Consider the following 18,177-nt stretch of genomic DNA (forward strand, 5'->3'; position numbering starts at 1 on the left):
ACTGAGCATGCCGACGGAGTTCGCATCCTGGATCAAGCGGGTGCCCGGCCGGAACGGGAACCGGCGGGCCGTCGCGACCGTCGTATTTCCGCACGCCGGGGCCGCCGCCGCGAGCTATCGCCCGGTGGCGGCCGCGCTGGCTTCGGGCGGGGACGCCTACATCGTGCAGTACCCGCAGCGCGCGGACCGGCTGAGTCACCCGGCCCCCGACACCGTGCACGACCTCGCCCGGGGCCTGTTCGAAGCGGGGCCGTGGAGCCGCGTCGCGCCGCTTCGGCTGTTCGGCCACAGCATGGGTGCCGTCGTGGCGTTCGAGTTCGCCCGGATCGCCGAATCCCACGACACCGCCGTGCAGCGCCTGTGGGTCTCGGCCGGTCCCGCGCCGTCGGCCGTCGCCGCGATGCCGGAGCTCCCCACCACCGACGACGGATTGCTCGCCGACATCGCCGATCTCGGCGGCACCGACCCCGAATTGCTCGCCGACGAAGAGTTCGCGGAACTGCTGACCACCGCGGTGCGTTCCGACTATCAAGCGATCAATCGCTACCAGTGCGCCCCCGGCGTGCGCATCCGCGCCGGCATCCGGGTATTGGGGGCGTGTGACGACCACCGGGTCGATCCGGCCGCGCTACGGCTCTGGGAGAACCATACCGCGGGGGACTTCGAGTTGTTCTTGTACGACGGCGGCCATTTCTATCTCAACGAGCACATCGGCGCGGTGGCGCGGCGGGTGAATGCCGATGTCTGACAACCGGTGTGACGGCGCGCCCGATCCGGTCGTGATCGTCGGCATGGCGCTCGAAGCGCCCGGCGGCATCGACAGCTCCGAGAAGTACTGGGAGTTGCTGTCGGGTGGCCGCGAGGCGCTCGGCCCGTTCCCCACCGACCGCGGTTGGCAGGTGAGCGAGCTGCTCGCCGGCTCGCGGCGCAGCGGCTTCAAGGAAATCCATGATCGCGGTGGATTCCTTTTGGGCGCAACGATCTTCGACCCCGAGTTCTTCGGCATCTCGCCGCGGGAGGCCGTCGCCATGGATCCCCAGCAGCGCGTGGTGCTGCGCGTCTCCTGGCGCGCGTTGGAGAACAGCGGCATCAATCCCGACGACCTGGCCGGGCACGACGTGGGCTGCTTCGTCGGGGCCTCGGCCACCGGGTATGGGCCGCAGATGGCCAACTTCTCCCAGCACAGCGGCCACCTGCTCGCCGGGACGGCGCTGAGCGTGATCTCCGGCCGGGTCGCCTACACGCTGGGGCTGGCCGGGCCGGCGTTGACGGTGGACTCGTCGTGTGCGTCTGCGCTGGCCGCATTCCATGTCGCGGTGCGATCGGTCCAGAACGGCGACTGCGACCTGGCGTTGGCCGGCGGGGTGAACGTGCTGGGCTCGCCCGGCTTTTTCGTCGAGTTCTCCAAGCAACACGCCCTGTCCGACGACGGCCACTGCCGCCCCTACAGCGCGCAGGCCAGCGGAACGGTGTGGGCCGAGGGCGCCGCGATGTTTGTGCTGCAGCGCAAGTCGGCCGCGCTGCGCGCCGGCCACGAGGTGGTGGCCGAGGTTCGCGCCACCGCCGTCAACCAGGACGGTCGCAGCGCCGGGCTCAGCGCCCCCAGCGGTGATGCCCAGCTGCGCTTGTTCCGGCGTGCCATGACGCAGGCCGGGATTCGTCCGGAGGAGGTCGGCATGGTCGAGGGCCACGGCACCGGCACCCGCCTCGGCGACCGCACGGAACTGCGGTCGTTGGCGCAGACCTACGGTGACACGGCGCCCGGTGGTGGCGCGCTGCTCGGCTCGGTGAAGTCGAACGTCGGGCACGCCCTGGCCGCCAGCGGGGCGCTCGGGCTGGCCAAGGTGGTGGTCGCGGCCGAACACGGTGCTATCCCACCGACCCTGCACGCGACCGATCCGAGCCGGGAAATCGATTGGGACAGCCAAGGTTTGCGTCTGGCGAAGACGCTGACCCCGTGGCCGGCGGTCGCCGGGCAACGGATCGCGGCGACGTCGGCGTTCGGCATCGCCGGCACCAACGCACACGTGATCGTCTCCCTCCCCGAGGTCGCGTGATGCTCACGTCCCCACTGCCCGACGGTCGCATACCCGTATTGCTCACTGCGCACGACGAAGAGCTGATCGTCGACGACGCCCGGGCGATCCTGGATTATCTGGACCGGACTGACGCGGACACCGCGGCGATAGCGTCGAGCCTGCTGGGTCTGCGGCGGGTGCGGCGGCATCGCGCGGTGGTCCGGGCGGCCGACCGCGCCGAGCTCGCCGGCGGGCTGTCCGCCCTGGCCCGCGGCGAAGAGCACCCGCTGGTCACCCGGTCGTCGGCCGGGGCTGCGCCGGGCATCGCGTTCGTGTTTCCCGGCCAGGGCAACCAATGGCAATCGATGGGAGCCGAAGCCTATCAACGACTTCCGGCATACCGGGCCGAGGCAGACCGATGCGCGCAGGCGTTCCTCGCCGCGGGGCTGCCCTCACCGTTGCCCTACCTGACCGATGGGCCCGACCGCGACTGGTCGCGGACCGAAATCCAGGGAGCGCAATTCGCCCACGCGGTCAGCCTGGCCCAGGAATGGCGATTCCACGGGGTGCTCCCCGCAATCGCCGTCGGTCACAGCCTCGGCGAGGTCGCGGCGGCGTACGTGGCCGGAACGGTCACGTTGCCCGACGCGGTCGCGCTGGTCGGAGCCCGCGCCACCATCGTCGACCAATTGGCGGGCCGATACGCCATGGTGGTGCTGGGCGCCGGCGTCGACGAGGCCGAGTCCCTGATCGGGGAAACCGCGGACTGGCTGGAAGTCTCGGCGGTCAACGGCCCCTCGTCGACCGTGGTATCCGGGAACCACGACGCCGTGGCGGCCATCGTGCGCCTGGCCCGCCAACGGGGGATGTTCACCCATCAGCTGTCCGTGGACTACCCCGGGCACACCAGCCTCCTGCGGCCGTTGCGCGCGCAGTTGACCGAGCTGGTTCCCCGCTCGGCCTTCCAGGACAGCCCCGTCAGGTTCGTCGGCTCGACCTTCGGTGGGGAGGTCGGCGGCGGTGTGGGCTTCGCCCAGTACTGGTATGAAAACCTCTGCAATACCGTGCGTTTCGATCAGGCGGTGACCACGGCTCGACGACTCGGGGCCACCACGTTCATCGAAATGTCCGCGCATCCCTCGTTGCTGTACCCGCTCGCGGACCTGATCGACGAACGGACCAGCGTGGTCGTCGGCTCGGGCCACCGCGAGGGTGCCATCACCGAGGTGCTGGCGAAGAACATCGCGACCGTGGCGACCGCCGATCCCGGGTGCCAGTGGGCGAACACCGTTCCCGGCGGTGCCCGCCGGCCGCTGCGCGGGTTCCCCAACGCGCCGATGCGGGCGGTGCACCTGTGGGCGGCGCCGGAGCCGCTGATCGAGGCGCCGACCCCCTCGCTCACCGTCGCCACCGAGGCCTGGCAACCCGCGTCGCCGTCGAACGCGGCGGCCGCCGACATCGGGTTCTTCGCCGCCGGCGCGGAGGGCGCGTTGACGCAGCGGCTGATCGATGCCGTTGGCGCACAGGGCGGTTGCCGAGTCGTCGCACCGCAGGAGGCGGAGATCGTCGCGGTCATCGCCCCGGGGCTCGACGAGCGGGATCCCGTGGCGGCGATCGAGCAGATCGCCCGCCGACCGGACGCGGGGCTACCCGATTACGCCGCCCTGATCGGCCCGCGCTGCCGGGCCGTCTGGTTGCTCACCGCGGGCGCGGAAAGCGTGCATCCCCACGACGTCGCCGCGTCCCCGGCGCAGGCGGCGCTGGCCGCGATGCATCGCAGCGTCGGTTTCGAATTCACCGACCCGGCTTTCGGACATCTCGACCTGGCGGGCCGGGACCTTGACGCGAGGGCGGCGGGCGCCGTCGTCGACGTGTTGCTCGGTGACGCGGCCGAGGTGGCCCTGCGCGGAAGCGAGGTGCTACGACCTTACGTCCGAACCTTCCGGGACTGCCGCGATTCGGCGGCCGAACGGCCGCTGGCCGCCGCCGCGCTGGACAACGTGGTCATCACCGGCGGCAGCGGCGCCATCGGCCTGGAGTATGCGCGGTACTGCATCGAGCGCGGGGCGCGAACGGTCACGTTGCTGAGCCGCACTGGCCTCGACCAGGCCGCGTTGCGCCGGCTGACCGAGGGCCACGACACCGAGGTACGCGCCGTGCGCTGCGACATCACCGATCCGGTCGCGGTGGCCCGAGCCGGCAGGCACGCCGGGGAGCGGGCGTCGTTGCTGATCCACACCGCCGGCATCGCCGAGCCGCGCTCCCACGCCGACCTGACCGGCGCCGACGTGGCAGCGGTATGCGCCGCCAAGGTGCGTGGGCTGGCGCTGCTGGCCGACGCGTGGCCGCTGCGGCCGGACTGCCGAATCCTGGCCTGCTCGTCGGTATTCGGGGTGTGGGGCGGTTACCACCACGCCGCTTATGCCGCCTCCAACCGGATGCTGGACGTGTTGGTCGCCCAGCTGCGCGCCCGGGGCCACGACGGCGTGGCGATCCGGTGGGGACTCTGGCAGGCCGCCGGTGTCGTGGACGCCGCCGAGATCGCCCGCACCGAACGCTCCGGTCTGATCGCGATGGCGCCCGAGGCGGCGATCGAGGCCGGCCTGCACCGCTATGACGGCGATCCGCTGATCTTCGACGCGGACTTCGACCGGCTCGCGGTGTTCTTCGAAAGCCAAGGGATGCCAATGCCGTTCAATTCGACCCCAAGCGGCGGGGGAGCGGGCGAGTCCGTCACCAGGCCGTTGGCCGAGGTGGTGCGCGCCGAACTCGCCGCGACACTGCACCTGGGTGACTCGGTCTCGATCGACCCGGCCGCGCCGCTCATCGACCTCGGCGTGGACTCGTTGCTGGCACTCGATCTGCGTAAGCGGCTGCGCCGGACGGTCGGACGCTCGGTCCCGGTCGCTCGCATGCTCGGCGGGATCACCCTCGACGAATTGATCGATGCGTTGCGCGCCGGCTCCAGCGGGCCGCCGGAAGGCGCAACACCCGACGCTCGCGAAGCTAGAAAGGTTGGACTCCCCGCGTGACGGAAACCACCCGAGCCGGCGCACGGCTCGACGATGAGCGCCTGGAATTGTTGCGCCGCAAGATCGCCGAACGCGGCCTGGCCAGGCCGGCCGCCGGCGCGCCGGTGGCAACCCACGAACACCCGCGCATGTCCGTCGGACAGCACCGGATGTGGTTCGTGCAGTCGGTGGATCCCGACAGCGCGCTGCTCAACGTCTGCATCTCCTATCGCGTCACCGGCACGGTCGACATCGAACGGCTGCGGCATGCGGTCGAGGCCGTGGCGGGGCGGCACGCGATGCTGCATACGACGTACGGCACCGGTTCCGACGGCGACCCTTATCCGGTCATCCGCGAGGAGCTGAGGCCGCAGTGGGCCGAACACGACCTGTCGGAGCTGACCGATCAGGCCCGGCGGCTACGGCTCGACGTGCTGGCGCAGCGCGATTTCCGCCGGCCCTTCGACCTCGCCACGGATTCGCCCCTACGGGTCACCGTGGCCCGGCTTTCGGCCGACGAGCTGATGCTGTTGATCACCGCGCACCACATCGCCTGGGATGACGCCTCGTGGGCACCGTTTTTCGCCGACCTGACCCGCGCATACGTCGACCCTGACGGCTACCGCGGCGAGCCCCCGCAAGCGGCCCCACCGCCGGGGGAAGCCACCGATCCCGCCGCGGATTACGAATACTGGCGCAGCCAGATGGCGAATCTGCCCGAACCGCTTGAGCTTCCGGGCGCCAACGGATCGGTGGTGCCAAGCACCTGGCGCGCGCAACGCGCCACGATGCCGTTGCCTGCGGGCACCGTCGACCGGGCGGCGGCGTTGGCGCGGGAAACCGGTGCAACCCCGTACATGGTGCTGATGGCCGCCTTCGCCGCGCTGGTGCACCGCTACACCCAGTCAACCGACTTCCTGATCGCCGCTCCGGTGCTCAACCGCGGCGTCGGAACCGAACCGGCGATCGGGTATTACGGCAACACCGTGGTGATCCGGCTGCGGCCGGGCCCTCACCAGACGTTCCGCGAGCTGCTGGCCGAAACTCGGGACCGCGCGGTGGGCGCATTCGCCCATTCGCGCGCCGACCTGGACTGGCTGGTTCGCGAATCCAACCCCGATCGTCGGCACGGCGCCGACCGGATGACCCGGGTGAGCTTCGGGCAACGCGAGCCCGATGGCGCCGGCTTCTGCCCGCCGGGGGTGCGGTGCACGCGCGGGGAGTTGCGCGGCCACTTCAACCAGCTGCCACTGAGTTTCATGGTCGAGCTGGACCGCTCGGGCGCCGGGTTGGTCGAGGCCGAGTACCTGGTCGAGGTGCTGGATCAGCAGCTGGTGGATCAACTACTGCGGCACTACGCCGTGTTGTTGGACGACGCGCTGACGAACCCCGACACGGCGCTGGCGGCGTGCGCGCTGATGGGCACCGACGACGCCGAGTGGCTGCGCCGGGCCTCGACCGGTGAAAAATTTGAAACGCCGGCCGCCACCTTGCCGGCGTTGGTCACCCGCCGCGCGGAGTTGTCGCCCGCCGCCATCGCCGTCGTATACGAGGGCCGCGAGTACACCTACCGCGAGATCGACGAAGAGTCGAACCGTCTGGCGCACTGGCTGATCGAGCGGGGCGTCGGCACAGAAGATCGCGTCGCGGTGTTGCTGGACAAGTCACCCGAACTGGTCATCACCGCGTTGGGCGTGTTGAAGGCCGGCGCGGTCTATCTGCCGGTGGATCCGACCTATCCTGAGGATCGGCTGGCCTTCATCCTCGGCGACGCTGACGCCAAACTGGTGCTGCGCGAACCAGTTTCCGAGCTGTCGCGGTACCCGGCCACCGCGCCCGCCGAGTTGATCCGGCCGCTGTCCCCGGACAACACCGCCTATCTGATCTACACGTCGGGTTCGACCGGTCTGCCCAAGGGCGTGCCGGTGCCCCACGCGCCGATCGCCGAATACTTCGTCTGGTTCGGCGACGAGTACCGCGTCGACGAGACCGACCGGCTGTTGCAGGTCGCGTCGCCGAGCTTCGACGTGTCCATGGGGGAGATCTTCGGCACGTTGATCATGGGCGCCCGGCTGGTGATTCCGCGCCCCGACGGACTACGCGACATCGGCTACCTGACGGATCTGCTGAGCCGCGAAGGCATCACCTCGATGCATTTCGTGCCGTCGCTGCTCGGGCTGTTCCTCTCGCTCCCCGGCGTCAGCCAGTGGCGCACCCTGCGCCGCGTGCCCATCGGCGGGGAGGCGCTGCCGGGCGAGATCGCCGATAAGTTCCACGCCACCTTCGATGCGCTGCTGTACAACTTCTACGGCCCCACCGAAACCGTGGTCAACTGCACCAGTTACCCGGTGGAAGGGGCCCAAGGCACCCGGGTGGTGCCTATCGGGCGCCCGAAGATCAACACGCAGGTCCACCTGCTCGACAACGCGCTCCGTCCGGTTCCCGCTGGGGTCATCGGCGAGATATACATCGGCGGAACACATGTCGCGCATGGCTACCACCGCAGGCCCGGGCTGACCGCCGAGCGTTTCGTCGCCGACCCGTTCACCCCGGGCGGCCGGTTGTATCGTTCGGGCGACCTTGCCCGGCGCAACGCCGACGGCGACATCGAGTTCGTGGGCCGCGCCGATGAACAGGTCAAGATCCGCGGCTTCCGCATCGAGCTGGGCGAGATCGCGGCCGCCATCTCGGTGGACCCCAGCGTGGGGCAGGCGGTGGTGCTGGCCATGGACCTGCCCCGGTTGGGCAAGAGCCTGGTGGGATACGTCACGCCGGTGCCGGGCCACGGCCCGGAAAGCGTTGACATCGAGCGGATCCGCGCCCGGGTGGCGGCGGCGCTGCCGGACTACATGACGCCGGCCGCCTATGTGGCCCTTGACGAAATCCCGATCACGGCGCACGGCAAGATCGACCGCGCCGCGCTGCCTCAACCGCAGATCGCGGCCGCCGCCGAATACCGCGACCCGGCCACTCCCACCGAACGCCGCATCGCCGCACTGTTTTCCGCGCTGCTCGGTCACGACCGGGTGGGGGTCGACGACTCGTTCTTCGACTTGGGCGGCCACTCGCTGGTGGCCACGAAACTGGTCGCCGCGATCCGCTCCGAGTGTGGCGTGGAGGTGGGCATCCGCGACATCTTCGAACTGGCGACGGTGGGCTCGTTGGCAGAGCGGGTCGACCAGCTCGGTTCCGGCGAGCTCAGGCAGTCGCGACCCAAGCTGATCGCGACCGCCCACGACGAGCCCATGCCGCTGTCGGCCTCCCAGCTGCGCAGCTGGTTCGCCTACCGCGTTGACGGGCCCAGCTGGGTCAACAACATTCCCTTCGCCGCGAAACTGAGTGGTCCGTGGGACATCGATGCCCTGGTCGCCGCCATCGGCGACGTCGTCGCCCGGCACGAAATCCTGCGTACCTCCTATGTGGAGTTGGATGGCGTGCCCTATCAGGTTGTCGGGCCCGCGGGTGAGGTTTCCGTGCGCCGCGCAACCGGGCCCGATCAGACCTGGCTGCGGCGGGAGCTGGACGCCGAGCGCCGGCACGGCTTCGAGCTGGACCGCGAATTGCCGGTTCGGGTGGCGGTGCTGCGCACCGCCGACGACGCCGAGCACGTGCTGTCGCTGGTGGTCCACCACATCGCCTCCGACCACTGGTCGGCCGGGGTGCTGTTCGCCGACGTGATGACCGCGTACCGGGCGCGGCGGGCCGGGGAAGCCCCGGTCTGGGCGCCGCTGCGGGTGCAGTACGCCGACTACGCGGCCTGGCAGGGTGAGTTCCTGGGCGACGCGAGCGGTCAGGAATCTCCTGTCGCCGCCGAGCAGCGGGAGTACTGGAACCGTCAGCTGGCCGGGCTGCCCGAGGACACCGGGCTGCGGCCCGACTTCCCGCGTCAGCGGGTGCCAAGCGGTGAGGGCGAATCCGTCGACTTCCGCATCGACGCGGCCACGCGCGCCAAACTGGCCGAGTTGTCCCGCGAGCTGGGCATCACCGAGTTCATGCTGCTGCAAACGGCGGTCGCCGTGGTGCTGCACAAAGCGGGTGGTGGGCTCGACATCCCGCTGGGCACCCCGGTCGCAGGGCGCACCGAGGCCGAATTGGACCAGCTGATCGGGTTTTTCGTCAACATCCTGGTGTTGCGCAACGACCTGACCGGCAACCCGACGCTGCGCGAGTTGCTGACCCGCGCACGGGAAACGGCGCTGGCCGCCTACGCGCATCAGGACCTGCCGTTCGACCGCGTCGTCGACAGCGTCAGCCCGGTGCGATCGCTGTCGCGCAATCCGCTGTTCCAGGTGGTCGTGCACGTCCGGGACCATCTGCCGGCGACGCGGGTGATCGAACAAGCCCCCGGCGGCGGCGAGCAGGACACGGTGTGCACCTCGCTGGATCCCGTCTTCGACATGGCCCACGCCGACCTCAGCGTCAACTTCTTCGGTACCGACGGCTCGGGCGGAGTCGGATACAACGGCAACCTGATCTTCCGCACCGAGCTGTACAGCAGGGCCACGATCGAGCGGTTGGCCGGCTGGTTGACGCGGGTGGTCAGCGAATTTGCCGACAACGTCGATCAGAGCTTGCGAGACGTGCAACTGACCGACGCCGCAGAGCGGCGCCGCCTGTTGGAGCACTGGAGCCGCGGCGAGCGGCCGCCGCGCGACCGGCCACGCAGCATTCCGGAACTGTTGGAGCCCAGCCGAGGCTTGGGGTCCGACCGGATCGCGGTGCGCTGCGGCGGTCAGCAGATCGATTACCCAGCCCTGCACCGCCTTTCGGATAACCTCGCGGCGCTCCTCGCGGCGCGCGGCGTCGGGCCGGGGTCGTTGGTCGGGTTGTCGACGCGGCGCAGCATCGACCTGGTGGTGGCGTTGGTGGCCATCATGAAGGCGGGCGGTGGTTACTTCCCCATCGATCCGGGCTACCCGCTGGCACGCAAGCAGTTCATGCTCGACGACGTGCGGCCGCCCGTCGTGGTGGCCACGGCTGAAGCGGCGGGCGGCATCCCCGAAGTCGCCGGCGTCACGGTGCTTTCGCTCGACGACCCGCAGGTGCGCGCCGCGGTGGAGAGCGGGGACGTCGACCGGCGGGAACTGCCGCCGCCGCACCCCGACGACCCGATGTTCCTGGTCTTCACGTCCGGATCGACGGGCAAGCCGAAAGGCGCGCTGGGCACCCATCGGTCGATGGCGGCCCGGCTGGACTGGCAGCTGCGGCACTACCCGCCGCGGGCACACGACATCCGGCTGGCGCAGGCCTCGATCACGTTCCTCGAGGGCGGCATGGAGATGCTGGCCGGCTTGGCGGCGGGGGCGACGATGATCCTCGCCGACGATGCCGAACACCGCGACCCGGAGGCCCTCGGCGAGTTGATGAATCGGCACGCGGTCGCGCAGGTGACCGCGGTGCCCAGCCTGGTCTCCGTCCTGGTGGACAGCCGCCCCGACGCGGTGCGGACGCTGTCCCGGCTGGTGTGCGGCGGAGAACCGGTGAGCGCGTCGCTGCTGCAGCGGCTGGTGTCCGTGTGTGCCGGCGCGGACACCGAGCTGTTGAACAACATCGGTTCCACCGAAACGTCCGGCGCGGTGTCCCGCGGGCGGCTGGAGCCGCCGAATCCCCTCGTGGGCAAGCCGGTTCCCGGGGCGGATGCCTACCTGCTCGACGACGGTCTGCGGCCGGTGCCCGTCGGCGTCGTCGGCGAACTCTATTACGCGGGCGATCAACTCGCGCGGGGCTACTGGAAGCGCCCCGCACTGACCGCCACCCGGTTCGTGGCCAATCCCTTTGCGCCCGAGCCTGGTTCGCGTCTGTACCGCAGTGGCGACCTCGCCCGCTGGACCGAGGACGGCCAACTGGAATTCGTCGGACGCTCCGACCACCAGGTCCAGGTCCGCGGGTTCCGGGTGGAGCTGGCCGAGGTGGAAGCGGCGCTGGCGGGGGCTGATGGCGTCGCCGCCGCCGCCGCGCGTACCTGGGAGGTGCACGGCGGCACCTCGCTGGCCGGATACGTTGTGCCGCACCGGCCGATAGCCGATGACGCCGAGAAGGCCTCGTTCACGTCGGAGGTGCGCGCCGCGATCGGCGCGACGCTGCCCGGCTATATGATTCCGTCCTCATTGACCGTGCTGGACGCGCTTCCCAAGACCGACTCGGGCAAGCTGAATCGGCCCGGGCTGCCGCGCCCCGCGGTCACCACCGGCGGGAGGACGGAGCCGTCGCGCACCGACACCGAGCGGGCGCTGGCCAAGGTGTTCGCCGAACTGCTGTCGACGCCCGAGGTGGGTCGCTTCGACGACTTCTTCGCCCTGGGCGGGGACAGCATCCTGTCGGTGCAGCTCGCCTCGCGGGCGCGGGCCGCCGGCCTGGCGGTCAACCCACGGATGATCTTCGAGAACCCGACGGTGCAGCAGCTGGCGGCCGCCGTCGACGGGCAGAACGACACCGACCACGCCGACACCCAGTTCGAGCCGATGAGCACGTCCGGACTCTCGGCCGACGCCTTGGCTGCGGTGACGCAGCTTTGGTCCTCATCGCGCGACGGGGCGCCATGACGGCCACCAAGGACGTCGCGCCCGACATCGAGGACGTGATGGCGCTGAGCCCGCTGCAGGAGGGCTTGTATTCGCTGACCACGCTCGCCGAATTCGCCGACGGGGATGCCGACGATCCCTACGTGATCGGCATGGCCGCCGACATCTCCGGCGCGCTCGACGTCGAGTTGTTACGTGATTGCGCGACAAAGATGTTGGAGCGACACCCCAACCTGCGCGCCAGCTTCTTCAGCCGAGGGATCGCCCGCCCGGTGCAGATCGTGCCGTCCCGGGTCGAGCTGCCGTGGCGTACCGTCGCCGCGGCGCCCGAGGATGTCCAGGCGCTGCAGGACGGTGAACGCCGGCGCCCCTTCGACCTGGAGCGCGGTCCGGCCATCCGCTTCCTGCTCATCGAACTGCCGTGCAGCCGATGGCGTTTGGTGCTCACCGCCCACCACATCGTGATCGACGGCTGGTCGATGCCGGTGTTCGTCAACGAGATGATGATCCTGTACCAGGCCGGCGGCGACCTGTCCGCGCTGCCCGCCAGGCCGCGGCCGTACCGCGACTACATCGGCTGGCTGGCGAGTCGCGATCTGGATGCCAGTCAACGGGTCTGGCGCGAGCACCTGGCCGGCCTTACCGGCCCCACCCTGCTCTCGGCGGCGCTGGGATCGGCGGAGGACCGGCGGACCGGGCTGCCCCGCACCACCGAACTTCGCCTGCCGGCCGCGGCCACCGCGCGGTTGGTGAACGAGACCCGCGCCCGCGGCATCACCGTCAACACCCTGATGCAGATGGCGTGGGCGCTGGTGTTGTCCAGGCTGACCGACACCCACGATGTCGTCTTCGGGGTCACGGTGTCCGGGAGGCCACCCGAACTGACCGGCGTGGAGACCATGATCGGGCTGTTCATCAACACCGTTCCCATGCGGGTGCGGCTCGACCCGGCCGCGAGCGTCGGCGAGCAATGCCGCACGGTGCAGCGGGAGGCCGCGCTGCTGCGTGAACACGGCTACCTCGGGCATGCCCAACTGCGCGCGCTCGGCGGCGTCGGGGAAATGTTCGACACCCTGCTGGTGTACGAGAACTTTCCCCTGGACGGACTGACCGCCGACGCTGAATTGGCCGCCGGCGGTGCGACATTCCGGCCGTCCGCCCTGCAAACCCTGTCCCACTTCCCGATCACCGTCGCCGCACACATGGAAGGTGGCGAACTGGTGGTGCTGGTCGAAGTGATCGACGGTGCGCTGGGCGCCATCCCCGCCGCGGCCTTCGGCCGGCGGGTGCTCACCGCCGCCGAACGGCTGCTGCAGGATTGGGAGCGGCCGCTGCGCCAGGTCAGCGTGCTCCTGGAGGACGAGACGGCCCCGCTGGGTGGCGCGGCCCCGGCCACCCCGTCGGCGATCGGCATCCACACGAGATTCGCCGACGTCGCCGCCAAAAACCCGGACAGCATCGCGGTCAGTTGGGCGGGCGGCGCGCTGAGCTACCGCGAACTGGACGCCCTCGCCAATGGCCTGGCCGCCCGCCTCGCCGACCGCGGGGTGCGGTCCGAGACCCCAGTGGGCATCCGGCTCGCCCGGGGACCGCAATACATCGTCGCGATGCTTGCCGTGCTCAAGGCCGGCGGCACGTGCGTGCCGATGGAGCCCGTGACCCCGCCGGAACGGGTGGATTCGATCCTGCGTCAATCCGGCGCCGCGATCGTGCTCGACGAGGATTCGCCGGCGCCCGGCGAACCGCAGGGCGCCGACTTCCGCCCGGTCGAGGTGTCGCCCGGCCAGGCGGCCTACGTCGTCTTCACCTCGGGCACCACGGGAGAACCCAAGGGGGTCATCGGGACTCACGCGGCGGTGGGCGCCTACGCCGACGACCATCTGGACAACGTGTTGCGGCCCGCGGCCGCCCGGCTGGGCCGACCGCTGCGCGTCGCGCACGCGTGGTCGTTCGCGTTCGACGCCGCCTGGCAGCCGTTGGTCGCGCTGCTCGACGGTCACGCCGTGCACGTGGTGGACGAGCACACCCAGACCGACGCCGAGGCGCTGGTCGAATTGATCGCCGAGCACCGCATCGACATGATTGACACCACCCCGTCGATGTTTGCCCAACTCGCGGCCTGCGGTTTGCTCAGCACGGTGCCGCTCGCGGTGCTGGCGCTGGGTGGGGAAGCGCTCGGCAAGCCCGCCTGGATCCTTATCCGCGCCGAGTGCGCGCGCACGGGCATGGTGGCCTACAACTGCTATGGCCCCACCGAGACCACGGTCGAGGGCGTGGTCGCCGCCATCGCCGAGCACGACGAGCCGTCGATCGGGCGGCCGACCCTGCACACCCGCGGCTACGTGCTGGACTCCGCGCTGCGACCGGTGCCGTGCGGGGCGACCGGCGAGCTGTATCTGGCCGGCGCCCAGCTGGCCCGCGGTTATCTCGGCCGTGCGGCCGAGACCAGCCAGCGGTTCGTCGCCGATCCCTTCGTGACCGGCGAACGCATGTACCGGACGGGCGATTTGGTGCGTCGGGGCATCGACGGCTCCCTGGGCTACGTGGGCCGCGCCGACGCTCAGGTCAAGATCCGCGGCTATCGCGTCGAGCCGGGCGAGATCGCGGCCGCGCTCGAATCACATCCCGCTATCCAGCACGCGGGCGTTCTGGTGCGCCGGGACCAGGGGGTCGCCCGGCTGACCGCCTACGTGGTGGTTGCGGATGGGGCGGCGCGGCCGCCGTCGGCGGCTGAGCTGCGCGGCATGCTCGGCTCCCGGTTGCCGCGCTACATGATCCCTCAGCGCTTCGTGACGGTGGACGAGATCCCCTTGACGGTCAACGGCAAGCTGGACGAGGCCGCGCTCAGCGCCTTCGAGAGCGCCGAGGCGGCGCCCGCCGAGGCCGACCCCGCCACGCCGACCGAAGCCGCATTGGCCAACCTTCTTTCGGAGATTCTCCGTCAACCCCGAGTCGACGTCTCCGCGGATTTCCTGCAGCTGGGCCTGGACAGCATCACGGCCCTCTCAGTGGTGCAGGCGGCCCGGGCGCGGGGAATTCCGCTGCGCGCCAGGCTCATCCTCGAGTGCGCCAACGTCCGCGAATTGGCGGAGGCGACCGACTCCGAAACGGCAGCCGCCGCAAGCGATGTCGACGACGACACCGGGCCCATGCCGGTGCTGCCCAACGGCCGCTGGCTCTACGAATTCGGAGAACCGCGCCGCCTGGCGCAGACCGAGGCCATCCGGCTGCCCGACAACGTCACCCGCGAGCAACTGGACTCCGCGCTGGCCGGCATCGTGAACGGCCACGAAGTGCTGCGCGTCCGCCTGGACCGGTCCGCCACGACCCTGGTTCCGGTACCGGGCGCCGACACCGGGCTCATCGAGGAGATTCCGGTCGCCGACGATGTGCAGGCGGTAATCCCCGCACACGTCGCGCGGGCCGTCGACCGCCTAGACCCGGAGTGTGGGACGATGCTCGCCGCGGTGTGGCTTCGCCCCCCGGCCGGGCCGAGCGTCCTGCTGCTGGCCGCCCACGTCCTGGCGATGGATCCGGCGTCGTGGCGGGTGGTCCTCGGCGAACTGGATTCCGCCCTAACGGCTTTGACCGCCGGACGCTCGCCCGCGCCGATCCGCGAGCACACCAGCTACCGGCGCTGGGCCGCCGCGCTCATCGAGCGCGCTCACCGGCTGGACACGGTGCAGTTCTGGGCCGCCCAGTCCGACGGCGACGATCCCGAGCTCGGCGCGCGACGGGTCGATCCGCGTCACGACCGCGCCCGCGACCTGGATGTCCGCATGATCGCCACCGATGCCGACATCACCCGTCGGCTGCTGGGCTCGGGCCTGCCGATGCCGAACCTGCTGATCGCCGCCACGGCGGCGACGGTGACGCGGTGGCGGCAGTCCCGCGATCAGGCCACGCCAGCGCCCCTGCTGGCGCTCGAAACGCACGGGCGCGCCGACGCTCTCGTCGACGACTCGGGCGCGCACACCATCGACACCGGCGACACCGTCGGACTGCTGAGTTCCATTTACCCGCTGCGGGTCACGTCGGCGGATCCGCGAAACGTGGGGGAACTGCTGGCGGCGATCCCGGGCGACGGGCTGGACTATGGGTTGCTGCGCTACCTGCGCACCGACACCGCCGAGCGCCTCGCGCCGCTGCCCGCGCCGCAACTGCTACTGAACTACCTCGGCGCCGCCCACGCCCACGGCGGCACCGCGCTGACATTGGAGCGCGAGCTGCTGGCCGGGGTGTCGCCGCAGCCCGAACCGGATCTCGCGGTCCGCCACGAGCTCACCATCGTGGCCGCCCTGCTGACGTTCGACGACGGGCAACAGGTGCTGGCCGCACAATGGCGCACGCTGCCCGACATTCTCAGCGGCGCCGATGTGGCTGTGCTGCAACATCTTTGGATCGATTCACTTCGGGAGCTGGCCAGATGAGCACACTTGCGATCCTCGGTGCTGGAGCCAAGGCGGTCGCCGTCGCGGCCAAGGCTTCCGCGTTGCGGGACATGGGCGTCGATGCCCCCGAGGTGATCGCCGTCGAACGCATCGGCGTCGCGGCCAACTGGCAGGCGAGCGGCGGTTGGACCGATGGGGCGCACCGGCTGGGCACCAGCCCGGAGAAGGACGTCGGGTTCCCGTACCGCTCGGCGCTGGTGCCCCGCCGCAATGCCGAACTCGACGAGCGGATGACCCGCTACAGCTGGCAGTCCTACCTGATCGCCACGGCGTCGTTCGCCGAATGGATAGACCGCGGCCGTCCCGCGCCGACCCATCGCAAGTGGAGCCAGTACCTGGGTTGGGTGGCCGACCAAATCGGCCTCAACGTGGTACACGGTGAGGTCGAACGCCTGGCCGTCAGCGGCGACCAATGGACCCTGCACACCCACGAGACGACCGTGCACGCCGACGCCCTGATGATCACCGGGCCCGGGCAGGCCGAGAAATCCTTGCTGCCCGGCAATCCACGCATGCTGTCGATCGCCCAGTTCTGGGACCGCGCCGCCGGCCACGACCGGATCACCGCCGAGCGGGTCGCCGTGATCGGCGGCGGCGAGACCGCGGCGTCGATGCTCAACGAGCTGTTCCGGCACCGGGTTTCGACCATCACCGTCATCTCGCCTCAGGTGACGCTGTTCACCCGCGGGGAGAGTTTCTTTGAGAACTCGCTGTTCTCCGACCCCACCGACTGGAACGCATTGACGCTGGCCGAACGCCGCGACGCGCTGGCCCGCACCGACCGCGGCGTGTTCTCGGCGAACGTGCAGGAGGCCCTGTTGGCCGACGACCGCATCCGCCACTTGCGGGGCCGGGTGGCCCACGCGGTGGGCCGCGACGGGCAGGTTCGGCTGACCCTGTCCACCAACCGGGGCAGTGAAAACCTCGAGACGGTGCACGGGTTCGACCTCGTCATCGACGGTTCCGGCGCCGACTCGCTGTGGTTCACGTCCTTGTTCGGCCAGGACGTGCTGGACCTGTTGGAGCTCGGCCTGGGCGGACCGCTGACCGCCGACAGCCTGCAGGAAGCGATCGGCTACGACCTGGCCGTCACCGACGTCACCCCCAAGTTGTTCCTGCCGAACCTCTCCGGGTTGACGCAGGGGCCAGGATTTCCCAACCTCAGCTGCTTGGGATTGTTGTCAGACCGGGTATTGGGATCCACGGTGGGTTCGGTCGGCCCGTCCAAGCGCACGACAAGGAGACGCGATGAGCATCAACCCCTTCGATGACGAGAACGGCACCTTCTTCGTCCTCGTCAACGACGAGGAACAACACAGCCTGTGGCCGAGCTTCGCCGACAAACCGGCGGGGTGGCGGGTGGTCCACGGCGAGGCGAGCCGCGCGGAGTGCCTCGAGTACATCGAACAGAACTGGACCGACATCCGGCCCAAGAGCCTCCGGGAATCGATCGAGCGACGCACGTAACAGGCGGCGGCGCACGCGGCCGTAGCGTCGCCGTACCGTGACCGGCCCGAGACACAAATACCCGTAACACCAGGCACACTTACACCAACCAAACCGTGGTCACGCGGAACCGGGTGGGAGACAAGATCGCTGGGATCCCGCCATGGTGCATGCGTATCGAAGGGGGAACCGTGAAAACCATGAAGAGTATTGCCACCGGCGTGGCGGCGTTCGCCGTCGTAGGGGGAGCCGCCGGTGGCGCTTTCATTGCGGCGCCGATGGATCAGGTGCGGCTGGCCGCGCTAGGTGCGCCGTTGCCGCAGGACCCGCCGCCACCGCCGCCGCCCCCGGGCGCCCTGCCGAGCCCCGAGCAGCTGGCGAACCTGTGCAATCAGGCCACCGACCCGGGCGTTTCATACACCACCAAGAACAACCTGGTCGAGAACGGCATCAGCCCGGACGAGGGCCACGTTGCCGACCACGATCTGCGAAAGGCCTACCGCAACGGCAACTTTCCCGAGACGTTCGCGGTGACGAACATCGCGCCGGCCGGCCCGAACATGGCCCAGGCCGACGTGGCCATCTCCGGTCCGAAGTTCGCCGGGCCGGTGGAGAAGCACTTGGTGTTCGTCAATCAAGGCGGCAACTGGATTCTGCAGCATGACGCCGCTATCGCCCTGATTCAGGCGGCGACCGCGACGAACTAGCCGGCCCGAATTCTGGGCTGCCG

General features: G+C 70.2%; 7 protein-coding genes and 1 pseudogene. All 8 read left to right on the plus strand.

The window, feature by feature from the left end:
* Positions 1-7: 7 nt before the first annotated feature.
* The 8 genes and pseudogenes from BRW65_RS09285 to BRW65_RS09320 all read left to right on the plus strand — a co-directional run bounded on the left by BRW65_RS09285 (position 8) and on the right by BRW65_RS09320 (position 18,154).
* Positions 8-748 (plus strand): thioesterase, encoded by a 741-nt coding sequence (locus BRW65_RS09285; RefSeq protein ID WP_208611776.1) that lies wholly within the window; start codon positions 8-10, stop codon positions 746-748.
* Complete coding sequence (locus tag BRW65_RS09290; RefSeq protein WP_073873780.1) at positions 735-2,057, plus strand: polyketide synthase; 1,323 nt, start codon at positions 735-737, stop codon at positions 2,055-2,057. The genes BRW65_RS09285 and BRW65_RS09290 overlap by 14 nt, the downstream gene beginning before the upstream one ends.
* Positions 2,057-5,087, plus strand: a pseudogene (gene mbtD, locus BRW65_RS09295) (mycobactin polyketide synthase MbtD). Before BRW65_RS09290 ends, mbtD begins: the two are co-directional and overlap by 1 nt.
* Positions 5,047-11,571, plus strand: a complete 6,525-nt coding sequence (locus BRW65_RS09300) for a non-ribosomal peptide synthetase (RefSeq protein ID WP_073873782.1) — start codon at positions 5,047-5,049, stop codon at positions 11,569-11,571. Before mbtD ends, BRW65_RS09300 begins: the two are co-directional and overlap by 41 nt.
* Positions 11,568-15,980, plus strand: coding sequence for a non-ribosomal peptide synthetase (locus BRW65_RS09305; protein ID WP_073873784.1), 4,413 nt, complete (start codon positions 11,568-11,570; stop codon positions 15,978-15,980). The genes BRW65_RS09300 and BRW65_RS09305 overlap by 4 nt, the downstream gene beginning before the upstream one ends.
* Positions 15,977-17,272 carry an NADPH-dependent L-lysine N(6)-monooxygenase MbtG gene (gene mbtG, locus BRW65_RS09310; protein ID WP_073873786.1) on the plus strand — a complete coding sequence of 432 codons (1,296 nt, stop codon included), beginning with the start codon at positions 15,977-15,979 and terminating at the stop codon, positions 17,270-17,272. Before BRW65_RS09305 ends, mbtG begins: the two co-directional genes overlap by 4 nt.
* Entirely contained in the window at positions 17,250-17,468 is a 219-nt protein-coding gene (locus BRW65_RS09315; RefSeq protein ID WP_073873788.1) for an MbtH family protein, read from the plus strand. Before mbtG ends, BRW65_RS09315 begins: the two co-directional genes overlap by 23 nt.
* 170 nt (positions 17,469-17,638) lie before the next feature.
* Complete coding sequence (locus BRW65_RS09320) at positions 17,639-18,154, plus strand: hypothetical protein (RefSeq protein WP_073873923.1); 516 nt, start codon at positions 17,639-17,641, stop codon at positions 18,152-18,154.
* Positions 18,155-18,177 lie beyond the last annotated feature (23 nt).

It is taken from the genome of Mycobacterium paraffinicum (assembly GCF_001907675.1).
GTDB lineage: Bacteria > Actinomycetota > Actinomycetes > Mycobacteriales > Mycobacteriaceae > Mycobacterium > Mycobacterium paraffinicum_A.

What these genes read in the sequence shown, in the direction of transcription:
- BRW65_RS09285 (WP_208611776.1), top strand. Translation starts at nt 8, where the DNA reads ATGCCGACGGAGTTCGCATCCTGGATCAAGCGGGTGCCCGGCCGGAAC.
- BRW65_RS09290 (WP_073873780.1), top strand. Translation starts at nt 735, where the DNA reads ATGCCGATGTCTGACAACCGGTGTGACGGCGCGCCCGATCCGGTCGTG.
- BRW65_RS09305 (WP_073873784.1), top strand. Translation starts at nt 11,568, where the DNA reads ATGACGGCCACCAAGGACGTCGCGCCCGACATCGAGGACGTGATGGCG.
- mbtG (WP_073873786.1), top strand. Translation starts at nt 15,977, where the DNA reads ATGAGCACACTTGCGATCCTCGGTGCTGGAGCCAAGGCGGTCGCCGTC.
- BRW65_RS09315 (WP_073873788.1), top strand. Translation starts at nt 17,250, where the DNA reads ATGAGCATCAACCCCTTCGATGACGAGAACGGCACCTTCTTCGTCCTC.